The organism is Ruegeria sp. YTSC003, assembly GCF_059609785.1.
This window is the reverse complement of sequence record NZ_JBXWMK010000003.1, coordinates 181,057-205,035: the sequence shown is the minus strand read 5'-3', so window position 1 is coordinate 205,035 and position 23,979 is coordinate 181,057. Positions and strand designations below refer to the sequence as shown.

The window sequence follows — 23,979 nt, the reverse complement described above, 5'->3', positions numbered from 1 at the left end:
TTCCCTTTGCAGCGCAACTTGCGTCGCACGTTGTTCTTATGATTCGCTCTTAACCATATTCTGCACGTCATCCGGCGTGCCTACAGCCTTGCCAGCAATCGCGCGGTCGATCTTGCGGATCATCCCCGAAAGCGCTTTGCCTGCACCGATCTCCCACGTCTCGGTCACGCCTTGTGCCGCCATATACAGCACGCTTTCACGCCAGCGCACAGAACCGGTTATCTGCTCGACCAGCAACTGACGGATCAGGTCCGGGTCGCTGACAGCCTCGGCGCGCACGTTCGCAATTAGCGGAACTGCCGGGGCCTTGATTTCAACTGCAGCCAGCGCCTCTGCCATCTCATCAGCAGCGGGTTGCATCAACGCACAATGGAACGGGGCGCTCACAGGCAACATCACAGCACGCTTGGCACCTTTTTCCTTGGCAATCTCGGCAGCACGTTCCACGGCCGCCTTCGCTCCCGAAACAACAACCTGTGTAGGGTCGTTGTCGTTCGCGGCCTGACAGACCGCGCCTTGTGCGGCCTCTTCTGCGACTGCACGCACGGCCTCAAGGTCCAGTCCCAGAATTGCGGCCATTGCGCCTTCACCAACCGGAACGGCGCTTTGCATCGCCTGACCACGTGTCCGCAACAAACGCGCCGTATCCGCAATCGACAGCGCACCAGCTGCCGCAAGCGCTGAGTATTCCCCCAGCGAATGCCCAGCTACAAATGCAGCGTCCGTGACCGCAACACCTTCGGCCTCCAACGCGCGCATCGCGGCCATCGAGGTTGCCATCAGCGCCGGCTGTGCGTTCTGCGTCAGCGTCAGGTCGGCAATATCACCTTCCCAGATCAGGTTGCTCAGCTTTTCACCAAGCGCTTCATCGACCTCGTCGAAAACTGCCTTTGCAGCCGGATAGGCCTCGGCCAGTGCTTTGCCCATACCGATGGTTTGGGCGCCCTGCCCCGGAAAAACGAACGCGCGTGTCATTGCAACCTCTTGGATGACGTTAGGTTGCGATGGGGTGTAAACCGAGTGAACGAGCGGCACAAGCTCTGCATCCTGACACGCATTCTGTGCGTCAGAGGCTATTGTGTCGGCCTCCGCTGCATTTAGGGTGGTCGCAGCAAACAGATCGGAGTCGTGAACCAATGCCCATTGCCAACACCACCCAAAGCTACGGGGGCGTTTCAAAAACCTTCCACTGGCTGACGGCCTTGCTCATTCTGACGGCGCTTCCGATTGGATGGTTTGCGAACGAACTGGCCCACGCAATTGAAGACCCGGCCATTCCAACGACACCGGAAGACCTGCAACAGGCGGCCCGGCTGTTCTCGCTGCACAAAACTATCGGTGTCACGGTCTTTTTCGTGGCGCTTGCCCGTATCTTGTGGGCGATCAGCCAACCCAAGCCTGGGTTGCTCAATGCTGAAAACAAGCCCGAGGCATTTGCTGCGGAAACCGTCCACTGGCTGTTGTATGGCTCGCTGGTTCTGGTTCCTCTGACAGGCTGGATTCACCATGCGGCCACCGAAGGGTTTGCACCGATCCTCTGGCCGTTCGGGCAGAACCTGCCGTTTGTGCCCAAATCCCCCGCATTGGCCGAAGCAAGCGGCGGGTTACACTTCGTCCTGATGCTTGTGCTGGTGGGTGCGCTGGTTTTGCATATCGTTGGCGCGCTCAAGCACCATGTAATCGACAAAGACAGCACATTGCGCCGCATGCTGCCCGGACAGGTGGAATTGCCGGAACCACCAACGCAATGGCACTCACCTGCCCCCGTCGTAGCAGCAGTCGTGATCTGGGCTGTTGCTCTTAGCATCGGGTGGTTCGACGGAGCCTACTCGGCACATCCGACCGGTGATAATGCATCTGCCGAACTGGAGGCCGTCCAATCCGACTGGCAGGTGCAGGAAGGCACTTTGGCAATCACGATCACCCAGTTGGGCAGCCCCGTCAGCGGCGCGTTTTCCGATTGGACTGCGGCAATCACTTTTGACGAACCGGCGGAACCCGGACCAGCGGGATCTGCCGATGTGACAATCGCCATCGGCTCATTGACCATCGGCACCGTAACACAGCAAGCCCTTGCTGCGGATTTCTTTGACAGCGCTCAGTTTTCAACCGCGAGTTTTAAAGCGGATCTGTTCAAAACAGATTTGGCCTATGAGGCGCGCGGCACATTGACCATCCGGGACAAAACCATGGACGTTACCCTTCCGTTCGAGCTGGACTTGCAAGATGGGACCGCGAAGATGCAGGGTGAGTTGGAGTTGAACCGATTAGACTATGATGTCGGGACGTCACAACCGACCGAAGACTCGCTGGCTTTTGCAGTCAAAGTCACCGTCGAACTGACGGCCATTCAGGCTGAATAAAGATAGTCGAACAGAAAAAAACCGCCGAGACCTGACGGGTCCCGGCGGTTTCTTTTTGCACGTAAGGCAGGCTTACTCGGCCTTTTGCGCCTCTACCGAAATACGAACCTCAACCTCATCGCTAACAAACGGTGCGAACTGTCCCAGATCGAACTCGCTGCGGACCAGTGTGGTGGTGGCATCAAATCCGGCCCAGGGCTTGCCCGCCATCGGATGCTCGCCAACCTGGTTCAGCTTCGCGTCCAGAACGACCGACTTGGTCACGCCATTCATGGTCAGATCGCCGGTGATGTTCGCGGTGTTTTCACCGGTGACTTCGATACCGGTCGAGGTGAACGAAATCAGGTCACCCTCGGCGACGCCAAAAAAGTCTTCGGTCATGAAGTGATCTTCGCGCGGCTTCCAGCCGGTGATCATTTCGACCACTGGCATCGACACGCTCACGCTGGAATCTGCCGGGTTTTCCTGATCGAACATGATCTCGCCCTCAAAGCCCGAGAACATGCCAGTCGTGGTGGAAAAACCAAGGTGGTTATAGTTGAAGACAACCTGGCTGTGGCTGGGGTCCAAAACGTATTTCTCGGCGCTGGCAAATGCCGAGGTCGCCGATACGGCCAGTGCAGCAGCAAGAAGGGTGGATTTCATGAAAATCTCCAAAAATGTTGTGAATGCAAACCAATCGGAATGCTCGATAAAGAAAATGTGCCGCCCAAGGGCGGCACACAAGACTTATTCTCTAACAATTTCTGTTCCTAAATGAACAGAAGTGAAAATCAGGCGAAGATCGTTACACTTCCGCTCAATTGGCCCTTCAGCGCTCGGCCAACATCCGCCGATTGCAGCGGCAATTTCATCAGCAGGCTACCGTCCACGTCATAGAGTTCGACCTGATCATCATCGAACCGGGCACCACCCAGGGTGTCATAGCTGCGGCGCAGTACTGTCTGAGGACGCCCGTTTTCATTCTTTTGCAGCACGCGTACTTCGCGGCGGATCGGATCAAAATAGGCATCGGGGCGCGCATCGAGCACCTGAATGGTCAGCAGGCTGACACCGATCAGTAGGAACGTCAGCGACGCAGCCAGCTTGATCGGCCAAACCTCGGTTGCCATCACCGCACCCGACATCAGCCACATGGAAAACGCCACAATGATCAAAAACGCCCCGGCGACGCGTGCCAGAATAGTGCGTGCCCTCCAATTCGGCGCAAATGCGATAAGAATTGGAACCGATTGATCATAAGTCGTGCTGTTCGCAGACTTCTCGATGGTATTCGTGTTCATCGCGGTCATTTCTCTGTACCCTAGTTCACGTTGCCGTCTTTGGTTCGGTCTGTCCGGTTAGTTCCCGGTATGTAAAACAACTTTGAGCCGAAAAGAGTCAGGAATTGGGCAGCGCAATGGAAATAGCGCGACTTCACCAAGGCATGTGTGACGGCCCTTGCCCCCCGACGCGAATGGTGTATATGGGGCCATCCTTCGCAAGAGTTATGAATCGCGCAGCCTCTCGTGGCAGGGTCGCGAAGGACGAACCGGCCCCGCCTTTGAAATGCGCCTTGATATAAACAGGAGTGCACATGCCACTGTATGAGCATGTAATGATCGCGCGTCAGGACCTGTCCAACGCGCAGGCAGAAAGCCTCGTCGAACATTTCGGCACCGTTCTGGCTGACAACGGCGGCAACGTCGTCGAAAGCGAGTACTGGGGCGTCAAGACGATGGCCTACAAGATCAACAAGAACCGCAAGGGTCACTATTCCTTCCTGAAGACCGACGCCCCCGCTGGCGCCGTTCAGGAAATGGAGCGCCTGATGCGCCTGCATGACGATGTTATGCGCGTTCTGACCATCAAGGTCGACGAGCACAACGAGGGCCCTTCGGTCCAGATGCAGAAGCGCGACGAGCGCGAAGGCCGCCGCGAGCGCCGCTGATCAACGCCTGACGAAAGGACATATACCATGGCCGCAAAACCATTTTTCCGCCGCCGCAAGGTCTGCCCGTTCTCGGGCGATAACGCGCCGAAGATCGATTACAAAGACACCCGTCTGCTGCAACGCTACATCTCTGAGCGTGGCAAGATCGTTCCCTCGCGCATCACCGCCGTTTCGGCGAAAAAGCAGCGTGAACTGGCCCGTGCTATCAAGCGCGCCCGCTTCCTCGCCCTGCTGCCCTACGCTGTGAAGTAAGGAGAGACTGAAATGCAAGTTATCCTGCTGGAACGCGTTGCGAAACTGGGTCAGATGGGCGACGTCGTTGACGTCAAGCCTGGCTACGCCCGCAACTTTCTGCTGCCCCAAGGCAAAGCGCTGAGCGCATCGAACGCCAACATCGCGTCGTTCGAAGCCCAGAAAGCGCAGCTTGAGGCGCGCAACCTGGAAACCAAGAAAGAAGCTGAAGCTCTGGCTGAAAAGCTGGACGGTCAGCAGTTCATCGTGATCCGCTCGGCATCGGATGCTGGTGCTCTGTACGGTTCGGTCACCCCGCGTGACGCCGCAGATGCCGCAACCGAGGCTGGCTTCACCGTCGACAAAAAGCAGATCGCTCTGATCGCACCGATCAAAGAGCTGGGCCTGCACTCGCTGGCGGTCAAGCTGCACCCCGAAGTCGAAGTCAAGATCCAGATGAACGTTGCCCGCTCGCAAGAAGAAGCCGAACTGCAGGCTTCGGGCAAGTCGATCCAGGAACTGGCTGCCGAAGAAGAGGCCGCCGCAGAATTCGAAATCGCCGAACTGTTTGACGATATCGGATCCGCAGCTTCTGACGATGACGATCTGGTTGCCGAAGAGGCCCCGGCTGAGGAAGACGAAGCCAAAGCCTGATCTGGCTACTTTTGAAAGATTGATTGGCCGCGCTGAAAGGCGCGGCCTTTTTTGTGTTCGACCCTCAGGCCGTGACAACGAGCGACGTCCGGCCCGACCATGAATCTGGATGGAAATTGTGCTATCCTATGGTCACGCGGCCCCTGCCGCCCCAGTCGTATTTTTTTGAAGTTCATTTTATTAGCAAATTGCGTGATCGCGCATCTGGGCGGACCGCGATCCGGCAGGAGAAACCACCATGGCATCCTTGTGCGACTACATCGTTGTGAACGACGGCTCATTCTCTTTAAACCCCGGAGAAAGCCAAACCTTCAGCGACCCAATCCCTTCCAACCTGATCATCGGAACCAACCGCGCGAAACCGATCCTCGCCTTCAAAGCCTGGGCAACGCCGTCCGGAGGGGCCTTTCAGATCGAGATAAACGATACCTTTATCTACGGCCCATCCATGTCGGGCGGCGACATTCGTGGATTATGGGAGACCTTCCCCGGAACTGTTCTGAACCCGGGGATCAATAACACCGTTCAGTTTCGCGCGACAGAGAACAAGATCTGGTTTGCGGATATCATTTTGTGGTTCCAGGTCGATATGTGACAACCCGTCTTTTCGAGCTGATCAATAAGGAACACTCTGGCACCGGATTGTGACGCAGCGAGACCCGGCATAAATCAGCACGCGGGCTGGCTGTCTGCTTGCGGTTGCGTTCGGCAGGACTATCATGCCCCAAACCCCATCCGGAGACTACACATGCCCCACTACACGCGACGCGCTCTACTTGTTGCATTACTCGGCGCACCTGCCCTGGCTGCCTGCGGTGGCCTGGATGGCAAGCAGAGCTCTCGCAATGCCCCTTTTGATCCGCCGCTATACCCCAACGAAACCCCTGAATTGCGCGCCTCAATCAACAAGTGGGCTGACCATTATGAATTGCCACGCGAGCTGTTGCACAAGCTCGCCATAAGGGAAAGCACGCACCGGCCATGGGCGGTCAACAGCCCCTATTACGGGTTGCTGCAGATCCTACCCGCGACAGCGCGATCCATGGGGTACAAAGGCAACGCACAGGGTTTGTTGGATGCAGACACCAATCTGGAGTTCGCCGGAAAATACCTGCGTGGGGCGTGGCTCTTGTCAGATGGCGACCAGAAGCGGGCTATCTTCCTTTATGCCAAAGGTTACTACCCCGAGGCGAAGGCCGCCGGGATGCTGGTTGAAACTGGCCTAAGGTCAGAGTGACGTTGGGTAAGGATATAACTTGTCATTAGCGTAAAGGTTGCAATAATGACTTATGCAATCGCTAAGGTATTCTGTTGCCATAACCACGCATTATGCTTAAGCGATATGTATAATTAGCTTGCGTCAGGCACCACAGTTGACGCAACGTATTCGGTGAAATGGACAGACTTGGCATTTCTTTGGGGAAAGATTTGCCGCCGCAAAGGTTGGACAGGTGAAACTTATAGACTTGGCCGCGATCGACCACGAGGAAAAGTCGGCAGCCGACATAATTAATGCTGTCTGCGATGAATTGGGATTCGATTACGCATCTTACGCCACTTTTAACCCTGTAAAGGGTGATGTTCAGGGATATGCCAACTACCCGGACGAATGGAAGATTCACTATGGCAGCCAAGGTTTCCACCATTTCGATCCGACCTTGTATCAATCTGCGCTCAGCATCGCTCCGGTGGACTGGGGCAGATTTAATCACGACGAAAAGTTCCATTCGGTTTTTCGGGATGCGCATGATTTTGGCATTACTTCCCGTGGCTTAACCGTTCCGGTACGTGGCCCGTACGGGGAATGTGGCCTGCTGAATGTGACCCGAAATTGCTCGGATTCCGAGTGGGCAAAGCTGAAGAAACATGTGATGGGGGACCTGCAGATGGCCGCAGTTACAGCGCATGATACCGTGATGCAGTCTGGCCTGTTGGCCAAAGCGCTCTATTTACCAGCTCTTTCGACGCGAGAGAAAGAGATCCTGCAGTGGGTTGCGGATGGAAAATCACAGCAGGACATCGGTGATATCCTGTCAATTTCACACCGAACCGTCGAAGTTCACATGCGGTCTGGCCGCGAAAAAATGGGCGCGTTGACAACACCGCAAGCCATTGGAAGAGCTATTGGATTGGGCCTAATTGCCCCAGGATAATCAAAAAAGATTAAAAAATACGGGAAACCCCCAATAGTCTTAGCTCAAATCTAAGTTAACGTCATCCTTACGGTAACCAGACTGTAGGGGGATGGAAATGATCATCGTAATTGATGGTATCAACCAAAATAAGTTTAAGCATGTCTTGGACGAGATGTACAAACTGCGCGCGCGCGTTTTCGGCGACCGCCTTGGTTGGGATGTAAACATTGTCGATGGGCGCGAACGCGACCATTTTGACGACCTTCATCCAGCACATGTAGTCAGCATCAACGACGAGGGGGACGTCGTTGGGTGCATGCGACTACTGCAAACGACCGGGCCACACATGCTGTCCGACGTTTTTCATTCAATTCTGGACGGCGAACCGCCGATCCGCAGCGCGCAGGTCTGGGAAGCAACCCGGTTTTGCGTCGATACCAAAAAGCTTGGGCGAGGACGCGGAGAAAACTCCGTTTCTTACGTCACCAGCGAGGTAATGATCGGCTCGTTCGAATATGCCAAGATGGCCGGTGTTCTGGACTCTATCGCCGTGATCGACCCGGTGATGAACCGCGTCCTGCAACGATCCGGCAATGCGCCTTACGATTATCTTGGAACTGCCAAGCCGATGGGTAAGGTTGTCGCCATGGCTGCGTTGATGGATTGCTCGGACGAACGGATCGCTGGAATTCGGGATTACGCCGACATTGAACACGATGTCTTCCTGACCGACGAACAGGCTCTGGAACTGGTCGAACGGGCAAAGGCCAAGCCAAGTGCCGCGAATTATGACCACCAGCCTCTGACGCAGTTGGAAAAATACTTTGTCGAACAGATGAGTTCGGCAACATCGAAAGCCGAAGTTGATTCAGTGCTGAAACTGATCGAAGCGCTTTCGGACCGCTTCACGCCGGAGCAGAAGACCGCTCTGCTAAGAACCCCCCGTGCTTTTGCTCATGAGGCCTGACCCCCTCACCTCATAGGTTAAAGCCACCCAAGCGGAGCCGTCTTTTTCCAGACGGCTCCGTATTTTTTTGTGCCCATGGGGATGGGCGGACGAGGATTACTCCTCGTCCAGTGCCTCGACGGCTTTCTGCAGATCGTCTTTGCTGACTTCTTTGTCCGCGACCTGAGCCAGTTCAAAGACATAGTCGATGACTTTGTCTTCGAAGATCGGCGCGCGCAGCTGTTGCTGCATCTGAGCGTTCTGCTGCACGAATTCAAAGAACTGACGTTCCTGACCAGGGTACTGACGTGCCTGGTTCATGATCGCTTGGGTCATCTCGGAGTCGGTGACCTCAACCTCGGCCTTCTGACCCAGTTCAGCCAACAGTAGGCCCAGACGCACGCGGCGTTCGGCCAGCTTGTTGTGCTCGTCTGTGGGCTCGATCTCGGCGTGGTCGTGACCTTCCACTTCCGGATTTTCCTCGTGCCACAGCTGATGTGCGATCTGCTTGGCTTCGGCTTCAACCAGCGACGGAGGCAGGTCGAACGAGACCTTCTCGTCCAGCGCGTCCAGCAGGCCACGCTTCATAACCGCGCGGGATGCACCGGAATATTCCGCTTCCAGACGCTCGGCGATTTGACCTTTCAGTGCGGCCAGATCTTCTGCGCCGAACTTGGTCGCCAGCTCGTCGTTTACTTCTGCAGCAACGGGTTCCTTCACCTCTTTGATGGTGCAGGTGAATACGGCGTCTTTACCGGCCAGATGCTCTGCGCCGTATTCTTCGGGGAAGGAAACGTTGACGTCTTTGACTTCTTCGGCCTTCACGCCAACCAGCTGCTCTTCGAAGCCGGGGATGAAGCTGTTGGAACCCAGAACCAGCGGATAGTCTTCAGCCGAACCGCCTTCGAACTCTTCGCCGTCAACTTTGCCGACGAAGTCGATCACAACCTGATCGCCGTCTTTGGCTTTGGAACCCTTGCGGCGCGCTTTGAAATCCTGAGCGGTTTCGGCCAGATTGTTCAGGGCTTCTTCGATGGCTGCGTCGTCTGCTTTGACGACCAGCTTCTCCAGCTCGACAGATTTCAGATCAACTTCGGGGATCGCGGGCAGCGCCTCATAGGACATTGCGACCTCGACGTCGTCGCCTTCTTTCCAGTCTTCGTTGGTCATTTTGACCTCAGGCTGAAGCGCAGGGCGCTCGCCGCTGTCTTCAAAATGCTGGTTCATCGCACCATCGATGCTTTCCTGCATCGCTTCGCCCAACAGGCGCTGACCGAACTGCTTTTTCAGCAATGCCATCGGCACTTTGCCTTTGCGGAAACCCTTCATTTCGACTTCCGGCTGCGCTTCGACCAGTTTCTCGTTAACTTTGTCGTCCAGCTCGGCTGCGGATACGATGATATTGTAGCCGCGTTTCAGACCTTCGTTCAGCGTCTCGGTAACCTGCATTATGGTAGTCCCCATAGGATTCGGGGCGCGCAAAACGGCGCGCCGGGCAAATTTGACGCCTTCTATTTGCCCAGCCGCTTACGTGCAAGAGGCAATGGCCAGATCAGCCTTGTTTTGCCGCCGATTTGAACAAAAAAAACGCCCCAGCCAGACTGGGGCGCCGTTAGTTTACGGGGAAACGTCGTCAGAACTTCCAGAGCGCACCCAGTACCCAGGCTTCGTTCTTGTCAAAGTCGACCGTGTCGTCGAAATCGTGGTTACGGTATTTCAGGTAGGCGTCTGTGTTGATCGCGTCGATCCGCTGGACAACGGCAATACCCCAGGACTTGGTGCTGGACCCCTGATTTTCAAAATCAGAACCGTCGAAATAGTCGATACCAACGCCGGTTTTACCCCAGGACACCCAATCCCCTTCATAAGCAAGTTTAGTGTACCAATAGTCCGGGTCGCTGGCGCCGGTAGAGGTATCGTCCCGCGTGCCGAGGGCTGCAGTAAAGCTGAACCCGCTGGGCAACAGGACCGACGCGGACCCGATGGTATCCTTGCGCTCGCCGGGTTGGCCGTCGAAATCCCTTACTGCGTAGGCAAGGCTCGCTGCGAACTCGACACCGTTGGTGAAAGTGTTCCGGTACTTGACCGCAAGATCGTAATAATCGTCGTCGTCGCTGCTGGACAGGATGTTCTGACCATAAGCAATCGCCGCTGAGAAGCCATTGAAATCGGGCGTGTCATACCGGACCCTGCCCCGACGCGCGCCATCAAAGTTGCTGGCCGAGTCGCCAACGGTGATGCCACTCAGGATACCATCTGCTCCCCGGTAGAAAAAAGCGCCGTTTTCATCGTTCGTGAAAGAATACAAAGCCGTCCCGACGTAGGACAAATCAGTCTCGGCAGCTCCGTCCGAGGCCATACTGCCCTGACCGGCAGAGAACTTGCCGTATCCACCCTTGAGTGAGAAATCGACGTGGCGGATATCTTCCCGGCTCCAACCGTTGGTGTTGGTACCATCCTGGTTGGCTGTCCCGGTACTTGGCAGACCCAGACCGGTTTCAAACCGGAACATGAACTCATTGCTGCCATAGGGTTGCATGACGCGCAAACCTACGCGGCTGTTGGACAGGTCATTGTCCAACAACCGGGTCTCGGTCTCCTGGCCGTCATCGACCGATACGATCACCGGATCGAGCTGACCGTACAGCACCACATAACCGCCGCTGTTGTTTTCGTACTTTAGTTCAGCAGAAGCAGGGATCGCCGTGGTCATCGCCAGAACAGCGGCAACCGAGGGGAGTTTCAAATTCACTGTCATTTTATTCACCTTGAACGTTTCGTTTGTGGCAACCGCCAAAAGAAAAACCGATGTGACGGGCCACTCCGCAAGGAACCGAGTTAGTCGCGTTTAGAGTTTCTGCCTTACGGCTCAAATCGGCAGAAAGTAAATTTTAATCATATCAAAGATTTGGCCACCAAGATTTCGTTGGTAGGAAAATCCACGTACAAGTCTGCCACTCTGTCCGAAGTCTTTCAAAAGGAATGACATGCACTGATGCGTATACGTGCGGCCATTTCTTGCCGAGCGCTGAAAAAAGCAGCTAATTTCCGCCCATGCGTCATTTAGCCAAACTTTGAAAAACCGCAGGTAATTGCTCGGGTAAGTCCTCGGCAATCAGCCCGGGGCCAAATTGGCGCGCGCATTCAACATGCAGCCAGGCTGCCGTTTCCGCTGCCTGCATTGGGGCGAACCCTCGCGCCAGCAACCCGGTGATAAACCCGGCGAGCACATCGCCAGAGCCAGCCGTCGCCAACCACGGTGCCGAACGCTCATAATGGGCCGAATTGATCGCACAGCGCCCATCCGGCGCGGCAATCACCGTGTCCGGCCCCTTGAACAGAACCACACATCCTGCCCGCGTGGCCGCCTCACGCGTTGCGTCGACCTTGGAATAGGCTGGGCCTTTGGTGGGAACCGCAGTCAACTTCTCAGCAACATCCGGGAAAAGCCGGGCGAACTCTCCACCATGCGGTGTGAGAACGCAATTATCGTGCAATTGGTCAAACAGAACCGCAGGGTCGTCCGCAAACGCGGTCAAAGCGTCCGCATCCAAAACTGTCGCCCGATTTGCAGCCAGAGCAACCGGAACCAAAGCCCGCGCACGCTCCAATCCCAGACCAGGGCCAAGACAAAGCGCATTCAACCGCTCGTCGTTGAGAACATCGGACAACCCCTCACCACCCTCAACCCGTTGCAACATGATGGCCGTGACCTGCGCCGCAACTTCCATCTGCGCGGCCGGCGGGACACCCAACGTTACCAACCCGGCCCCAATCCGCAAAGCACCGCGCGCTGCCAATCGCGCCGCGCCAGTCTTTCCGGAGTCACCAGAAATAATCAGGGCGTGACCATGAGAGTACTTGTGCATCGCTTTGTTCGTTCGGAGATTGGAAGGGTACTTTTCTGACACTTGCCAGCGGGAATTCCCGGTCTCGTATTGAATGGAAGAGTTCCGTCGAAAAGACGGAACAAAATCGGCAATTCCAATTTCCTTGACCTTCAACGTTTCCGCCTGATCCGCCAAAAGGCCAATTTTATGGCCAAGCCGCTTGCGTTCGAACGTTACAATGAGACCGACGACCTCGGGTCCATCGTAGAACTGTGTTTCCTCGTCCAGAAACTTCCCGCTATCGGAACAATATCCAGAGGGAACATCGATAGCCACATCAATGCCAACCTTGAACATCTCACGGCAAAACGCCTTGGCGTCTCCAGAAAGCGGTCGCGACAACCCTGTTCCGAACACGGCGTCAATAACAAGGTCAAAGTCGGCTTTCAGCAATTCGCCCGCTACTGGATTACTGCCTTCGATATCTCCAATTTTGCTCCACCGTTCACAGTTCGCCTTCGCATCCGGCGGCAACTTTTCCGGATCGCCAAACAGAAAAACCTCGATCTCCCAACCCCACTCTTTCAACAGCCGCGCAACGACGAACCCATCACCGCCATTGTTGCCGGGACCGCACAAAACCACGGCAGTGCCAGACGTTCTTGACAGTTCAGGCCACTCCTCGAAAATCGCCTCGACGACCCCGCGACCGGCTCGCTCCATCATTTCCAGCCCGGTCACCTGACCTGACTCAATCGCCGCTGTTTCAATTGCTCGCATCTGCGCCGCTGTCAGCAATTCCGTCATCTCAAATCCCTTGGCGATTCAATTTCGCTTATTTTTTGTGCAAGTCGATCAAAATTTGACCCATCGCCTAGTTTCTCAACACCTTGTATGGGCCGATATCGCAATCACATTGCCGCCCGATTTTAGACGTGGTCAGTGCCTGACTGACAAGAGTTAATAGGAGCCCGGGATGAAGAAGATCGAAGCGATCATCAAGCCGTTCAAACTCGATGAGGTTAAAGAGGCGCTGCAGGATGTCGGCGTCCAGGGTCTCAGCGTGATCGAGGTTAAGGGCTTTGGCCGTCAGAAGGGCCACACCGAATTGTATCGCGGCGCGGAATATGTCGTCGATTTCCTGCCCAAGGTGAAGGTCGAGGTTGTGCTGGACGACGATCAGGTCGACGCAGCCATCGACGCTATCGTCGCGGCAGCAAAGACCGACAAGATCGGCGACGGCAAGATCTTTGTCTCGCCTGTTGAACAAGCCATTCGCATTCGGACCGGTGAGACCGGCCCGGAAGCACTGTAACAAACTCAAAGCAGAGGAATATTAAGTTATGAGCAAGGACGCAGTTCTTCAGCTGATCAAAGACGAGGACGCCGAGTACGTCGACGTTCGCTTCACTGATCCCCGCGGCAAGCTTCAGCACGTCACGCTGATGGCCGACCAGGTTGACGAAGACTTCCTGGAAGAAGGCTTCATGTTCGACGGTTCGTCCATCGCGGGCTGGAAGTCGATCGAAGCATCGGACATGAAACTGATGGTCGATACCGACAGCGCCTATGTCGATCCGTTCTACGCGGAAAAAACCATCTGTGTGCACTGCTCGGTTGTCGAACCCGACACCGGTGAAGCTTATGAACGTGACCCGCGCGGCACAGCCCAGAAAGCCGAAGCGTACCTGAAAGCGTCCGGTATCGGCGACGTTGCTTACATGGGACCCGAGGCCGAATTCTTCCTGTTCGATGACGTCCGTTTCTCGAACAGTATCAACAAAGTATCATACGAAGTTGATGCAACTGACGCGTCGTGGAACACCGATACCGAGTACGAGATGGGCAACATGGGCCATCGTCCGGGCGTCAAGGGCGGCTACTTCCCGGTCAACCCCATCGACGAAGCGCAGGACCTGCGCTCGGAAATGCTGTCGACCATGAAGCGTCTGGGTATGAAGGTCGACAAGCACCACCACGAGGTTGCCTCGTGCCAGCACGAGCTGGGCTTGATCTTCGACAGCCTGACCAAACAGGCGGACGAGCTGCAGAAGTACAAATACATCATCCACAACGTCGCGCACGCATACGGCAAATCGGCCACGTTCATGCCGAAGCCCATCGCAGGTGACAACGGCACCGGCATGCACGTGAACATGTCGATCTGGAAAGACGGCAAGCCGCTGTTTGCAGGCGACAAATACGCCGACCTGTCGGATGAGGCACTGTACTTCATCGGCGGCATCCTGAAGCACGCCAAAACGCTGAACGCCTTCACCAACCCGGCGACCAACAGCTACAAGCGTCTGATCCCGGGCTTTGAGGCCCCAGTTCTGCGCGCCTATTCGGCCCGTAACCGTTCGGGTTGCGTCCGTATTCCGTGGACCGAAAGCCCGAAAGCCAAGCGCGTTGAGGCTCGTTTCCCCGATCCAGCGGCGAACCCCTACCTGGCATTTGCCGCTCTGCTGATGGCTGGTCTGGACGGTATCAAGAACAAGATCGATCCGGGCGAAGCCATGGACAAGAACCTGTACGATCTGCCTGCCGAAGAACTGGCCGACATCCCGACCGTCTGCGGCAGCTTGCGCGAAGCTCTGGAAGCTCTGGCATCGGATCACGACTTCCTGCTGCAGGGTGACGTGTTCACCAAAGACCAGATCGACGGCTACATCGCACTGAAGATGGAAGAAGTCGAAACCTACGAGCACACCCCGCACCCGGTTGAATACGGCATGTACTACAGCTGCTGATCCTGTTCAGGGTTAGAATACTCAAGGGCGTCCATTTGGGCGCCCTTGTTTCGTTTGGTACGATCTCTCACACTCGGCCCACCCGGTTAGGAGAGATCGCATGTCATCAGACGCCCCCTTTTCTCAATTCACAGATTTCGTGACTTCGAGCGATGAACTGGAGCGAATAACCGGCGCGCCCCTGCCCCAGATCATCGCCAAAGAGCTGTCCGGGCTGGACCAGATGTGCCGCGACTTTATTGCCAAGTCCACATTCTGCCTGATTGCGTCGGCCAATCCAGGTGGTCATTTGGACATCTCGCCCCGAGGTGATCCAGAAGGCTTCGTAAATGTGGTATCCGACACCCTGATCGCAATCCCTGACCGACCCGGCAACAAGCGCGTGGATACATTCCACAATATTTTGCTGGACCCACGCGTCAGCCTGATATTCTTCGTGCCGGGCAAGATGGAAACTCTGCGTCTTCGTGGCACTGCCCGTTTATGCAAAGATCGCGACTTGCTGGATAGCATGACAATAAACAACCGCTCGCCGAAACTGGCCTTGGTCATCCATGTCGAAACAGTGTTCGCACACTGCCCCAAATGTGTGATACGCGCGAACCTGTGGCGGCCGGAGGAATGGCCGGACTCGTCTGAGTTACCGAACATGAACGCGATGATGGTCAAACACGCCAAGATAGACAAAACGCCTGAAGAGTGGTTTGAAAGCTTGAAAGGTACCGGAGAGTTGGACCTGTACTAACCTCTTTTCGGATTAGCGAATGCCACGTACCCTATCCATAACATTTCACTTGCCTGGATTTCACTGATGCTGCGATTTGCTCTTATACTTGCCCTGTCCCTTCCCACAGTTGCAGCCGCCGCTCCTTGCGGAAACACCAGTAACGGCTTCGAAGCATGGAAAAAGGACTTTGCGAAACAGGCCAAGCGTGCTGGCGTCAAAAAGAAGGGGCTGCAGGCGCTGGCACAAACGCAGTACGCCACGCGCACGATCGCTGCGGACCGCAATCAGAAAAGCTTTAAATATTCCTTGGACAAGTTCATGCGCGTACGCGGGGCAGACACCATCGTGGCGCAGGGGCGCAAACGTAAAGCACGCAACCCGCAATTCTATGCAGCGCTAGAACGCCAATACGGCGTACCGGCCGGGGTACTGATCGCCATTCACGGTATGGAAACCGGGTTCGGAAACTTCATGGGCGACAGTCAGGTTGTTTCCGCAATCACAACACTGGCCTACGACTGCCGCAGGTCCGACTTTTTCACTCCTCACGCAATCGGAGCGCTGAAGCTGGTCGATCAAGGCAGCATTACGACGGCGACAAAAGGGGCAAAACATGGCGAACTTGGGCACACCCAGTTCCTGCCGGGCAATGCCATGCAATACGGGGTTGATGCCACCGGCGACGGTCAGGTCGACTTTTACAATATGACGGATGCTCTGGCCTCAACCGCTAATTTTCTACGTAAGAAGGGCTGGAAACCCGGTCGCGGCTATCAACAGGGTCAGCCAAACTTTGCTGTCATTCAACAGTGGAATGCCGCCTCGGTTTACCAACAATCCATTGCAATAATGGCTGCCCGAATCGACGGTTGAAGCAGGCTCGGGATTCCGGCAGTTACACCCGATTTCGGCCACATTGTCGCCACAGACGTCAAAAAGCCCTTAAAATGCCTAGGTTTCCATAGCGTAATCAATCCCCGCGATTTCTCATTTTTTTCCATTTTTGCCCAAATCTGCCCCAGATCGCTTGCTAGATTGTTTCCAAACACAGGATGCGACAAAGGACAGCGCAGTGACTCCGAAGCACAGCTATCACGGTGGTCTGCAATTCAACGGTAAGGCCGAAAACGCGGTCGAGCGGTTCAGCGACATCGTTGCCAAGACCCTTGCGGACTATGGTCACCTGGTCGAGCGTAAGTCTCTGCAGAACGACACCGAAGCAAGCATTGTGTCCAGCCAGTATTTGGTGCGCCTGACGCTGGATACCAAGGTCGCCGAAACCGAAGACCGGTTCGATCGCCTTAACCGCGCTGCAGGTCTGAAGACAATCCAGAGACCTATTGTCACCCTGCCGAATAACCGGCTGACGATCACAGTGACTCCAGTTTCCCCCCTATTGGATGACAGCGAAGTTACCGAGTTGATGCTGGTCGTAATCCTTTACAGAATGGTTGACGTCTGCGCGACCCAGCGGGTCGAATGGCTGTCGCCCAACACCGTTTTGACTATCGAACAATTCATGAGCGCATTTGACACGCTGGCCCCAAGCAGGCCGCGTGACAGAAAGCAGATTTTCGAGGCAGTGACAGGCCCGTTTGCCGGACTGAATGTCACTGACGCAGAAGACCTGGATGAGCCAGAAAAAAAGGCGCTGACCCCAGTAGCCCGGCCAATCCAGCTGTCGGATGAGCAGTTGCTCAGCATCGCTTTTCGGACAGAACCTATCGAGCAGCCTACCGATCGGGACGACACGCCCCCCCTCGTCCACGAGCAACCCAGCGATATCCTCCGACTGACCAGTTGGGGATTGACGGGTGCCGTGGCAAGCGTGTCCGTCCCGATTGCGGCCTCTTTGGCCGCTGTGAACCTGATAAGGGGCGAAGACTTCCGCCTGAACACTCAGGTGCTGGTATATTCGGTCGCGATCTCCGCTCTCAGCACAAGCGGGGCACTTGCGGGCGCTGCCAGCGCGCTGGGCATGTAGCCTGGTATGAAATGACCCTCCTTGGAGGCCCCGCCATCAGGCGGGGTTTTCCATTTTTGACACCTGCTCTGCCGCCAGAACATATGTATGGATTGAGAAAACCACGGCCTGTGTCTCAGGCAGTCGCAACAGCGTCTGCCGCTCACTTCGCAGGAACCGCGCGTGTCCTGGTTTCTGCGGGGCCCGCCGGTCGTTTGCGCTGCGGGGTTGATGCAGCTCGGCGTCCTCATACCACAGCGCATTGAACCGCCACAGAGGGCGCCCCGGTTGTATCCCGTCAAACAAACGCTGAACCCGCCGGGCGATGTCGACGTTGTAGCTGTCAACAGGCAGATGGATGTCGATCAGGGGCCGCATGAATTTTTCGGATAAACGCCAACTGGCAGGAAAACACAGGATGGCTCCAGTGAGCACGTGTTCATCCCCCTGCTTTTGCAGGATGCAGAAATCTTCCTGCGCCAATCGGCACAGCGTATCCAATGGCTGATCCTGATCGATCGAAACACCTGTCCCGTCCGGGCGAGCGACGTGATCTGTGCACTCGGGATAGACTTGGTTCAGGACAAGATCCAACAACTCCTGCGCAGCGGGTTTAGCACCTGCATCCATCGCCAGAACATCCGAACGATGACTGACCAAAAGGTCCTCGCGTCTTTGCATCTGGGCGGCGAACGCATCATCGTGGTGCAACCAGCTGTCCATGCTTGCTGGCTGAATGCCTGGCAATGGGCGTTTGTCCAACGGGTCATACGGAATTGAAGTCTGAAGAATGGTCGTCATGAATTTGACGTATCATCAGAATTTCCGCTTGTCGGTCAAAAAGCGACGAACGCACGGTCGCAAACCTTCAAGACGTCCGGAGATTGATTCTTCACGCTCAAAGAACAGGCAGGGAGACCCACCATGAACCGACACTACCGCGACACTCGCAAGATCGACCCGACCAAAGGTGCGACCCTTGGTGATGGCACCCCGAATGAAAACGACCGGATCGAGATCGGCCCGACGCAGCTTGCGTTTTCAGAATGGGAAAAGGCTGGCCTTGCCCTGCCTGATCTGGCCCGGATGCGCGAACACCGGTGGAAACGGTTGACGCAGGCCATTGTCGATCGCGGCTATGGCGGGCTGTTGATGTTCGACCCGCTGAACATCCGTTATGCCACCGACAGCACCAACATGCAGTTGTGGAACACGCATAACCCATTCCGCGCCGTCTTGTTGTGCGCCGACGGCTACATGGTGATTTGGGACTATAAGAACTCTCCGTTTCTTTCCACGTTCAATCCACTGGTGCGCGAGCAACGATCCGGAGCTGATCTGTTCTACTTTGACCGCGGTGACAAGGTCGACGTGGCCGCGGACGTGTTCTCAAACGAGGTGCGCGTTCTGATCGACGAACATGGTGGCGGCAACAAACGCCTCGGCGTGGACAAGATCATGCTGCACGGCTTGCGTGCGCTTGAGGCGCAAGGCTTCGAAATCATGGAAGGCGAAGAGGCGACGGAAAAGACCCGCGCCATCAAAGGCCCGGACGAAATCCTTGCCATGCGCTGTGCCAATCACGCCTGCGAAACCGCTGTGGCGGAAATGGAGAAATTCGCGCGCGCCAATGTGGGAGACGGCAAAACCTCGGAAGACGACATTTGGGCAGTTCTGCACGGCGAAAACATCCGGCGCGGCGGCGAATGGATCGAAACCCGCCTGCTGGCCTCGGGCCAGCGAACAAACCCGTGGTTTCAGGAATGCGGCCCCCGGATCACGCAACAGAACGAGATCATCGCTTTTGACACCGACCTCATCGGTTCATATGGCATCTGTATTGATATCTCGCGCACATGGTGGATCGGCGACGAAAAACCCCGGCCCGACATGGTCTATGCCATGCAGCACGCGCATGAGCATATCATGACCAATATGGAGATGCTGAAGCCCGGCGTGATGATCCCCGAACTGACGGCCAATGCGCATAAGCTGGACGACAAGTTCCAGGCGCAGAAATACGGCTGCCTGATGCACGGCGTCGGCTTGTGCGATGAGTGGCCTCTGGTTGCTTATCCGGACAAGGCAGTGGCGGGCTCTTACGACTACGCGCTCGAACCCGGCATGGTCCTGTGTGTTGAGGCTGCCGTTGGAGAGGTTGGCGGAGATTTCTCTATCAAGCTGGAGGATCAGGTTCTAATCACCGAGGACGGGTATGAGAACCTGACCACTTATCCCTTTGATCCGCAGCTCATGGGGCTGAGCTGACGTTTCAGTTCGACCAATGTGACCGTCTGACATTTCCGTGCCAGTCTTCGGACACGGGATCAAAAACCTGGGCCTCAGTGGATGTCACCGGCGGCAGAGTTTGACCAAGCGCAAATCCGATCACGCCGGTCAGGGCAATCACGGCCAGTATATCCGGGCGTAGAACCACGCCCCTTTGATCCATTGCAGTATGTGCCATTTGAACCTCCTGGGCTGCACGTGTGCGATGGTCGTAAGATGGGGGTGTGATATGAATTAGTAAAACAAATACTTTTTGCATTATACTTCACGAAACTTGATGCTTTAGGTTCACAGCAAAGACAAAGGAATGCGCGCAATCCGTTCGCTTCACTCACCTTCCCGTGACGCTTCTTACAATGGGGTTGAGCGGCCAGACGGAAGCACACACTATTAGTCATCCCGACGAACAAGGAACTGCCATGCCCACCGAACGCATTACCTTTGCCGGTCACGACGGCAACCAATTGGCCGCGCGCCTGGATTTGCCGGACGGACCGGTTCTGGCCACGGCGCTATTTGCGCATTGTTTCACCTGTTCCAAAGACATCCCTGCCGCGCGCAGGATCGCGGCCCGACTGGCGGCAATGGGCATCGCCGTGCTGCGATTTGATTTCACCGGGCTGGGTCATTCCGGTGGGGAATTTGCCAACACAACCTTTACCTCCAATGTCGAAGACCTGATCGCCGCCTCACATTATCTGGCGGGCCGCAACATGGCTCCGGCATTGCTCATCGGCCATTCGCTGGGTGGTGCGGCTGTGTTGCGCGCCCGCGCCGGAATTCCCAGCGTCAAGGCCGTGGTCACTTTGGGTGCACCCGCAGATCCGGGCCATGTAGCGCATCACTTCGAAGATGCGCTGCCGGAGATCAAGCAGGCTGGATCGGCGGACGTGATGTTGGGCGGGCGTCCCTTCCGCATTGGCAAAGCTTTTGTGGATGATATTTCCGAAGCAGCCCTGATGCCCGCTATCGCAGATCTGAAGGCCGCTTTGCTGATCTTGCACGCCCCTCGGGACGAGACCGTAAGCATCGACAATGCCAGCACAATCTTTCTGGCCGCCAAACACCCCAAGAGCTTTGTGACCCTCGACGATGCCGATCACCTGATTACCCGCGCATCCGATGCAGAATACGCGGCGGACGTGATCACCGCGTGGGTGACGCGATACGTCAAGCTCTGCCCGCCTGCCCCGCCACCGGGGGCGCCCGAAGGTGTCGTTCGAGTGACCGAAGCTGATCCGGAAGGGTTCCTGCAGGACATTCAGTCCGGCCCACGCCACCACGCCGTCGCGGACGAGCCCGCCTCATACGGCGGCACCGACCGAGGCATGTCTCCCTATGGATTCGTGTCGTCTGGTCTTGGGGCTTGCACATCGATGACCATCCGCATGTATGCGCGGCGCAAGCGGTGGCCGCTGAAAACCGTTTTAGTCGATGTGTGCCACAACAAGGTCCACGCACAAGATGCCGGGCTGGCCAACGAAGGAAAAGTCGATCAGTTCCGCCGCAAGATCCGCCTTGAAGGTCCGCTGACGGCCGAGCAACGCGCGCGACTGCTGGAAATCGCGGACAAATGCCCGGTCCACAGAACCTTGGAAGGGTCAGCCCAGATCACGACGGAATTACTGGACTGACCCGCTAGCTCAGCGCCGCCCTGCGGGGCGGTGAATGGGTGGCCGAGCCGCCGGAGGCCGTGCGACTGGTGGTCTTGGACGGTTCGGTGGTCGGGACACCGGCGGTCTGTTCGGTGGCTTGGCGATTGGCGGAACAGGACGCGCAGGTGGACGTCCATCCGGCGGTCTGGGTCGATCCGGTCGGTCGATGTCTATATCTACATCCACGTCGTGATAGTAGTCGTTCCACAACATCGAGTCGTAGAAGGGGTCATACCCGTATCCCACGCCAACGGTGACGCCATCACAGGCCGAAAGCGTCAGTGTGGCAGCACCCAATCCAAGGGCAAGGGTTGCACGTTTGATCAATTTGCGTGTCATGTGCGCCTCCTCACTGAAGGGACCGGAACGACGCGAACACGGCGTTCAGGTCGTTCACATAAGCTGGATCGGCGCCGTCGCGCAGGATCGCCACGGCAATGGCTACGCGCCCCCTCGGCAAGTCGATCACTGAAATCGTAAAGTTAACACCACGTCCTTCGCGATTGCCGGTCCCGCGAATAACCCGTGCGGGCAATCCGCCGATACGCGTCGTGGTGGTTTCGGATACGGTCGGATCCTTGACCAGAAACCTGTCTATGTCTTCAAGATACCGCAGACCGCCCTCGATCGAGGCCACGCCGGCAGGCGACACAAAGCCCATCCAGACATTATCGTCCGTGACTGGCCGCATCCCCATGACCCGAGCCACGGCACGTGCATCGCCCAGCTCGGTATCTTCAATTTCGCGCGGGCCACCGGTGCGCAGCGCCCAGAAGTCGGGCACGGAAAAGCCGAATAGCGCGCGTCCATTGTCCGTATAGGTAACCGGAGTGTCGGCGGATGCCGTCCCGCCGCTCAGCATAAGCGAAGCACAAACCGCGAGTGCCGAAGCTAATTGAATACGCATATCTCAATAACCTAATGATTTCATTGAATGCAGATTGACCTGCAGTGGCCCCTTTTGTCCAGCATTCCAATGTGCGGGCACAAAAAACCGCGCCGGGATATCTCCGGGCGCGGCTTCGTCAGATTTGGATTGGTTGGAAATTACGAACGAGCGTCGCCCACCAGTTTCCACAGGCCAGGGATCAGCAGTGCAGCCAGCACCAGCTTGATCGCGTCGCCCACCAAGAAGGGTGTCAGACCCCACTGCAGGATCGGCTGGTCCCATCCGTACAGCTGACCCAGCCACAACAGACCGGGCACGTAGATCGCGACATTTGCCAGAACCAGAGCCAACGCCATCTTGCCGAACGAACGGTCCCAGCCTCGCGCGGCCAGTGCGCCCAGCAGAACGGTTGCCAGAAGGTAACCGACCAGATAACCGCCGGTACCGCCCATCATGTAAGTCAGACCGAATTTCTCAGCCGAGGAACCTGCGAACACATCAAAGCCCAGCGCGCCGATCAGCAGGTAGCCCAGCATGGTGGCCAGACCCAGACGCGTGCCATATGCGGTGCCAATGGTCAGCACGGCAAAGGTGCCCATCGTGATCGGGACGGGCCACATCGGGACCTTGATCTTTGCGGCAATTGCAAGCGCCAGAATACCCAGAGCGACCAGCACAACCTGTTTGACGCGCAGCGCGGTGCCTTCGCGCGGGCCAATCGCATTGGCCAGTACATTCGCATTCATTCTTATGTCTCCACCTATTTTCAACTGCAGAAATGCCCGCTCAGAGCTTTGACTGCAACATGATTACGCTATCTTAACCGATATTCGGTGCTCATTTCATAAGATTTTCTAGGTCCCGAGACGATCCAGCGCACTGACCAGACCGGCCAGGCCGAAAAATCGTAGACAGCATCGTAGCTGTCGGGCGGGCAATCGTGGTGGTCAGACGCATGTGCCTGCCCCAAGGCCAGCCGGTGAAAATAGCGGCCGTCGTCAAAATGTATGGCAATCGTCGCACCCGCTGCTTGCCACAGGTACCTGCGCGTGCCTTTCATCTCGGCTTGCCCCGGCACACGCAGCGTGACCTCTTCGTCGTATGTCAAGCCGTCCTCGGTCGGGCTCAGGACCGTGTGACCATCGGCCTGCACCACCTGCCCCGCCTGCGTATCCAGAATGGTCCGGGTCAGGCTCCAATGGCCTTCGAAATCCGACAGTCTGCGCGGCAGGCTCATTCGGCAATTGTCCCGTCGGTCGTGGCACCGTTATCATCCACGAACCGGATCACATTGCCACTTTGCTCGACATCATAGCAGGCCCAAAAATCCGAAGGCGGCCAGATCGAGCAATAACGATCCTCGCGCACTGCCCACCGCCCTGCGCTGGGCCCGCCCGAGAAATACTGCGTCAGCATCGTGTCATCGAAGGTCTGCCAGATACCTTCCCCGTAATCGAGCTTCTGTCCGGTCAATACCGACAGAATTTCATCCCCCGTCAGCGTTCTGAACTCCTCAGCCGCCAGAAAACCGGGCCAAAGGGCCAAAATCAGGGCAAACCGTCTCATATTCGCACTCGCGCCTTGTTCCTTTGTCTGCGCGGGTTTAAACCCCGC

Annotated in this window: 28 protein-coding genes; 15 read left to right on the top strand and 13 right to left on the bottom strand. The window is 56.5% G+C overall.

Annotated features, from left to right (window positions below; all coding sequences use genetic code 11):
* Positions 1-36: 36 nt before the first annotated feature.
* Positions 37-975 (bottom strand): ACP S-malonyltransferase, encoded by a 939-nt coding sequence (gene fabD / locus AC2FFH_RS08015; RefSeq protein ID WP_496844164.1) that lies wholly within the window; start codon positions 973-975, stop codon positions 37-39.
* Between the two features lie 161 nt (positions 976-1,136).
* Here fabD and AC2FFH_RS08010 point away from each other — a divergent pair, with 161 nt between their 5' ends.
* A complete protein-coding gene (locus AC2FFH_RS08010; protein WP_496844163.1) occupies positions 1,137-2,363 on the top strand; it encodes a cytochrome b/b6 domain-containing protein in 1,227 nt (408 codons plus the stop codon).
* A gap of 72 nt (positions 2,364-2,435) precedes the next feature.
* Here the strand turns inward: AC2FFH_RS08010 and AC2FFH_RS08005 are convergent, their stop codons facing one another.
* Together AC2FFH_RS08005 and AC2FFH_RS08000 are read right to left on the bottom strand one after the other, a co-directional pair.
* A complete protein-coding gene (locus tag AC2FFH_RS08005) occupies positions 2,436-3,008 on the bottom strand; it encodes a YceI family protein (RefSeq protein WP_109311412.1) in 573 nt (190 codons plus the stop codon).
* 128 nt (positions 3,009-3,136) lie between these two features.
* Complete coding sequence (locus AC2FFH_RS08000) at positions 3,137-3,655, bottom strand: hypothetical protein (RefSeq protein ID WP_496723447.1); 519 nt, start codon at positions 3,653-3,655, stop codon at positions 3,137-3,139.
* Positions 3,656-3,939: 284 nt separating this feature from the next.
* Here AC2FFH_RS08000 and rpsF point away from each other — a divergent pair, with 284 nt between their 5' ends.
* The 7 genes from rpsF (at position 3,940) to AC2FFH_RS07965 (ending at position 8,283) form a co-directional block, all read left to right on the top strand.
* On the top strand, positions 3,940-4,293 hold the full coding sequence (rpsF, locus tag AC2FFH_RS07995; protein ID WP_082637099.1) for a 30S ribosomal protein S6: 354 nt from the start codon (positions 3,940-3,942) through the stop codon (positions 4,291-4,293).
* A 27-nt stretch (positions 4,294-4,320) separates the two neighbouring features.
* On the top strand, positions 4,321-4,548 hold the full coding sequence (rpsR, locus tag AC2FFH_RS07990; protein ID WP_005982441.1) for a 30S ribosomal protein S18: 228 nt from the start codon (positions 4,321-4,323) through the stop codon (positions 4,546-4,548).
* Between the two features lie 12 nt (positions 4,549-4,560).
* Complete coding sequence (rplI, locus tag AC2FFH_RS07985) at positions 4,561-5,181, top strand: 50S ribosomal protein L9 (protein ID WP_496777736.1); 621 nt, start codon at positions 4,561-4,563, stop codon at positions 5,179-5,181.
* Positions 5,182-5,419: 238 nt separating this feature from the next.
* Positions 5,420-5,776 (top strand): hypothetical protein, encoded by a 357-nt coding sequence (locus AC2FFH_RS07980; protein ID WP_496844162.1) that lies wholly within the window; start codon positions 5,420-5,422, stop codon positions 5,774-5,776.
* Positions 5,777-5,929: 153 nt separating this feature from the next.
* Positions 5,930-6,418 carry a transglycosylase SLT domain-containing protein gene (locus AC2FFH_RS07975; protein WP_496723451.1) on the top strand — a complete coding sequence of 163 codons (489 nt, stop codon included), beginning with the start codon at positions 5,930-5,932 and terminating at the stop codon, positions 6,416-6,418.
* Positions 6,419-6,632: 214 nt separating this feature from the next.
* A complete protein-coding gene (locus AC2FFH_RS07970) occupies positions 6,633-7,334 on the top strand; it encodes a LuxR family transcriptional regulator (RefSeq protein ID WP_058274014.1) in 702 nt (233 codons plus the stop codon).
* A gap of 97 nt (positions 7,335-7,431) precedes the next feature.
* Positions 7,432-8,283, top strand: coding sequence for an acyl-homoserine-lactone synthase (locus AC2FFH_RS07965; protein ID WP_496766963.1), 852 nt, complete (start codon positions 7,432-7,434; stop codon positions 8,281-8,283).
* A 96-nt stretch (positions 8,284-8,379) separates the two neighbouring features.
* On the opposite strand, the gene tig is transcribed toward AC2FFH_RS07965, so the two are convergent.
* The 3 genes from tig to AC2FFH_RS07950 all read right to left on the bottom strand — a co-directional run bounded on the left by tig (position 8,380) and on the right by AC2FFH_RS07950 (position 12,899).
* Positions 8,380-9,711, bottom strand: a complete 1,332-nt coding sequence (tig, locus tag AC2FFH_RS07960; RefSeq protein WP_496740435.1) for a trigger factor — start codon at positions 9,709-9,711, stop codon at positions 8,380-8,382.
* 184 nt (positions 9,712-9,895) lie between these two features.
* A complete protein-coding gene (locus tag AC2FFH_RS07955) occupies positions 9,896-11,020 on the bottom strand; it encodes a porin (protein ID WP_496766962.1) in 1,125 nt (374 codons plus the stop codon).
* Positions 11,021-11,321: 301 nt separating this feature from the next.
* Complete coding sequence (locus AC2FFH_RS07950) at positions 11,322-12,899, bottom strand: NAD(P)H-hydrate dehydratase (RefSeq protein WP_496844161.1); 1,578 nt, start codon at positions 12,897-12,899, stop codon at positions 11,322-11,324.
* Positions 12,900-13,068: 169 nt separating this feature from the next.
* Here AC2FFH_RS07950 and AC2FFH_RS07945 point away from each other — a divergent pair, with 169 nt between their 5' ends.
* The 5 genes from AC2FFH_RS07945 to AC2FFH_RS07925 all read left to right on the top strand — a co-directional run bounded on the left by AC2FFH_RS07945 (position 13,069) and on the right by AC2FFH_RS07925 (position 17,553).
* The gene (locus tag AC2FFH_RS07945; protein WP_058274017.1) at positions 13,069-13,407 is read left to right on the top strand and encodes a P-II family nitrogen regulator; all 339 of its coding nucleotides are present in this window, start codon (positions 13,069-13,071) and stop codon (positions 13,405-13,407) included.
* Positions 13,408-13,435: 28 nt separating this feature from the next.
* A complete protein-coding gene (glnA, locus tag AC2FFH_RS07940; protein ID WP_496723459.1) occupies positions 13,436-14,842 on the top strand; it encodes a type I glutamate--ammonia ligase in 1,407 nt (468 codons plus the stop codon).
* Between the two features lie 100 nt (positions 14,843-14,942).
* The gene (locus tag AC2FFH_RS07935) at positions 14,943-15,587 is read left to right on the top strand and encodes an MSMEG_1061 family FMN-dependent PPOX-type flavoprotein (protein ID WP_496844160.1); all 645 of its coding nucleotides are present in this window, start codon (positions 14,943-14,945) and stop codon (positions 15,585-15,587) included.
* A gap of 66 nt (positions 15,588-15,653) precedes the next feature.
* On the top strand, positions 15,654-16,442 hold the full coding sequence (locus tag AC2FFH_RS07930; RefSeq protein ID WP_496766959.1) for a lytic murein transglycosylase: 789 nt from the start codon (positions 15,654-15,656) through the stop codon (positions 16,440-16,442).
* Positions 16,443-16,641: 199 nt separating this feature from the next.
* Positions 16,642-17,553, top strand: a complete 912-nt coding sequence (locus tag AC2FFH_RS07925) for a hypothetical protein (RefSeq protein ID WP_496723464.1) — start codon at positions 16,642-16,644, stop codon at positions 17,551-17,553.
* Positions 17,554-17,589: 36 nt separating this feature from the next.
* On the opposite strand, the gene AC2FFH_RS07920 is transcribed toward AC2FFH_RS07925, so the two are convergent.
* Positions 17,590-18,333 carry a heme-dependent oxidative N-demethylase family protein gene (locus AC2FFH_RS07920; RefSeq protein WP_496844159.1) on the bottom strand — a complete coding sequence of 248 codons (744 nt, stop codon included), beginning with the start codon at positions 18,331-18,333 and terminating at the stop codon, positions 17,590-17,592.
* A gap of 123 nt (positions 18,334-18,456) precedes the next feature.
* On the opposite strand from AC2FFH_RS07920, the gene dddP reads away from it, so the two are divergent.
* Positions 18,457-19,800, top strand: a complete 1,344-nt coding sequence (gene dddP, locus AC2FFH_RS07915; RefSeq protein WP_496844158.1) for a dimethylsulfonioproprionate lyase DddP — start codon at positions 18,457-18,459, stop codon at positions 19,798-19,800.
* A gap of 4 nt (positions 19,801-19,804) precedes the next feature.
* Here the strand turns inward: dddP and AC2FFH_RS07910 are convergent, their stop codons facing one another.
* Entirely contained in the window at positions 19,805-19,999 is a 195-nt protein-coding gene (locus AC2FFH_RS07910; RefSeq protein WP_496723470.1) for a hypothetical protein, read from the bottom strand.
* A gap of 241 nt (positions 20,000-20,240) precedes the next feature.
* On the opposite strand from AC2FFH_RS07910, the gene AC2FFH_RS07905 reads away from it, so the two are divergent.
* Positions 20,241-21,455 (top strand): bifunctional alpha/beta hydrolase/OsmC family protein, encoded by a 1,215-nt coding sequence (locus AC2FFH_RS07905; protein WP_496766957.1) that lies wholly within the window; start codon positions 20,241-20,243, stop codon positions 21,453-21,455.
* Positions 21,456-21,464: 9 nt separating this feature from the next.
* Here the strand turns inward: AC2FFH_RS07905 and AC2FFH_RS07900 are convergent, their stop codons facing one another.
* The 5 genes from AC2FFH_RS07900 to AC2FFH_RS07880 form a co-directional block, all read right to left on the bottom strand.
* The gene (locus AC2FFH_RS07900; RefSeq protein ID WP_082649311.1) at positions 21,465-21,815 is read right to left on the bottom strand and encodes a hypothetical protein; all 351 of its coding nucleotides are present in this window, start codon (positions 21,813-21,815) and stop codon (positions 21,465-21,467) included.
* Between the two features lie 10 nt (positions 21,816-21,825).
* A complete protein-coding gene (locus AC2FFH_RS07895; protein ID WP_496844157.1) occupies positions 21,826-22,383 on the bottom strand; it encodes a hypothetical protein in 558 nt (185 codons plus the stop codon).
* A gap of 140 nt (positions 22,384-22,523) precedes the next feature.
* The gene (locus AC2FFH_RS07890; protein WP_496723476.1) at positions 22,524-23,111 is read right to left on the bottom strand and encodes a biotin transporter BioY; all 588 of its coding nucleotides are present in this window, start codon (positions 23,109-23,111) and stop codon (positions 22,524-22,526) included.
* Positions 23,112-23,179: 68 nt separating this feature from the next.
* Positions 23,180-23,602, bottom strand: coding sequence for a DUF6314 family protein (locus AC2FFH_RS07885; RefSeq protein ID WP_496723478.1), 423 nt, complete (start codon positions 23,600-23,602; stop codon positions 23,180-23,182).
* Entirely contained in the window at positions 23,599-23,931 is a 333-nt protein-coding gene (locus AC2FFH_RS07880) for a hypothetical protein (RefSeq protein WP_496766954.1), read from the bottom strand. Before AC2FFH_RS07880 ends, AC2FFH_RS07885 begins: the two co-directional genes overlap by 4 nt.
* Between the last annotated feature and the right edge of the window lie 48 nt (positions 23,932-23,979).

Excerpts from the sequence above, each read along its gene's own strand:
- fabD (WP_496844164.1), bottom strand. The coding sequence starts at position 975 with ATGACACGCGCGTTCGTTTTTCCGGGGCAGGGCGCCCAAACCATCGGT.
- AC2FFH_RS08010 (WP_496844163.1), top strand. The coding sequence starts at position 1,137 with ATGCCCATTGCCAACACCACCCAAAGCTACGGGGGCGTTTCAAAAACC.
- AC2FFH_RS08005 (WP_109311412.1), bottom strand. The coding sequence starts at position 3,008 with ATGAAATCCACCCTTCTTGCTGCTGCACTGGCCGTATCGGCGACCTCG.
- AC2FFH_RS08000 (WP_496723447.1), bottom strand. The coding sequence starts at position 3,655 with ATGACCGCGATGAACACGAATACCATCGAGAAGTCTGCGAACAGCACG.
- rpsF (WP_082637099.1), top strand. The coding sequence starts at position 3,940 with ATGCCACTGTATGAGCATGTAATGATCGCGCGTCAGGACCTGTCCAAC.
- rpsR (WP_005982441.1), top strand. The coding sequence starts at position 4,321 with ATGGCCGCAAAACCATTTTTCCGCCGCCGCAAGGTCTGCCCGTTCTCG.
- rplI (WP_496777736.1), top strand. The coding sequence starts at position 4,561 with ATGCAAGTTATCCTGCTGGAACGCGTTGCGAAACTGGGTCAGATGGGC.
- AC2FFH_RS07980 (WP_496844162.1), top strand. The coding sequence starts at position 5,420 with ATGGCATCCTTGTGCGACTACATCGTTGTGAACGACGGCTCATTCTCT.
- AC2FFH_RS07975 (WP_496723451.1), top strand. The coding sequence starts at position 5,930 with ATGCCCCACTACACGCGACGCGCTCTACTTGTTGCATTACTCGGCGCA.
- AC2FFH_RS07965 (WP_496766963.1), top strand. The coding sequence starts at position 7,432 with ATGATCATCGTAATTGATGGTATCAACCAAAATAAGTTTAAGCATGTC.
- tig (WP_496740435.1), bottom strand. The coding sequence starts at position 9,711 with ATGCAGGTTACCGAGACGCTGAACGAAGGTCTGAAACGCGGCTACAAT.
- AC2FFH_RS07955 (WP_496766962.1), bottom strand. The coding sequence starts at position 11,020 with ATGACAGTGAATTTGAAACTCCCCTCGGTTGCCGCTGTTCTGGCGATG.
- AC2FFH_RS07950 (WP_496844161.1), bottom strand. The coding sequence starts at position 12,899 with ATGACGGAATTGCTGACAGCGGCGCAGATGCGAGCAATTGAAACAGCG.
- AC2FFH_RS07945 (WP_058274017.1), top strand. The coding sequence starts at position 13,069 with ATGAAGAAGATCGAAGCGATCATCAAGCCGTTCAAACTCGATGAGGTT.
- glnA (WP_496723459.1), top strand. The coding sequence starts at position 13,436 with ATGAGCAAGGACGCAGTTCTTCAGCTGATCAAAGACGAGGACGCCGAG.
- AC2FFH_RS07935 (WP_496844160.1), top strand. The coding sequence starts at position 14,943 with ATGTCATCAGACGCCCCCTTTTCTCAATTCACAGATTTCGTGACTTCG.
- AC2FFH_RS07930 (WP_496766959.1), top strand. The coding sequence starts at position 15,654 with ATGCTGCGATTTGCTCTTATACTTGCCCTGTCCCTTCCCACAGTTGCA.
- AC2FFH_RS07920 (WP_496844159.1), bottom strand. The coding sequence starts at position 18,333 with ATGACGACCATTCTTCAGACTTCAATTCCGTATGACCCGTTGGACAAA.
- dddP (WP_496844158.1), top strand. The coding sequence starts at position 18,457 with ATGAACCGACACTACCGCGACACTCGCAAGATCGACCCGACCAAAGGT.
- AC2FFH_RS07910 (WP_496723470.1), bottom strand. The coding sequence starts at position 19,999 with ATGGCACATACTGCAATGGATCAAAGGGGCGTGGTTCTACGCCCGGAT.
- AC2FFH_RS07905 (WP_496766957.1), top strand. The coding sequence starts at position 20,241 with ATGCCCACCGAACGCATTACCTTTGCCGGTCACGACGGCAACCAATTG.
- AC2FFH_RS07900 (WP_082649311.1), bottom strand. The coding sequence starts at position 21,815 with ATGACACGCAAATTGATCAAACGTGCAACCCTTGCCCTTGGATTGGGT.
- AC2FFH_RS07895 (WP_496844157.1), bottom strand. The coding sequence starts at position 22,383 with ATGCGTATTCAATTAGCTTCGGCACTCGCGGTTTGTGCTTCGCTTATG.
- AC2FFH_RS07890 (WP_496723476.1), bottom strand. The coding sequence starts at position 23,111 with ATGAATGCGAATGTACTGGCCAATGCGATTGGCCCGCGCGAAGGCACC.
- AC2FFH_RS07885 (WP_496723478.1), bottom strand. The coding sequence starts at position 23,602 with ATGAGCCTGCCGCGCAGACTGTCGGATTTCGAAGGCCATTGGAGCCTG.
- AC2FFH_RS07880 (WP_496766954.1), bottom strand. The coding sequence starts at position 23,931 with ATGAGACGGTTTGCCCTGATTTTGGCCCTTTGGCCCGGTTTTCTGGCG.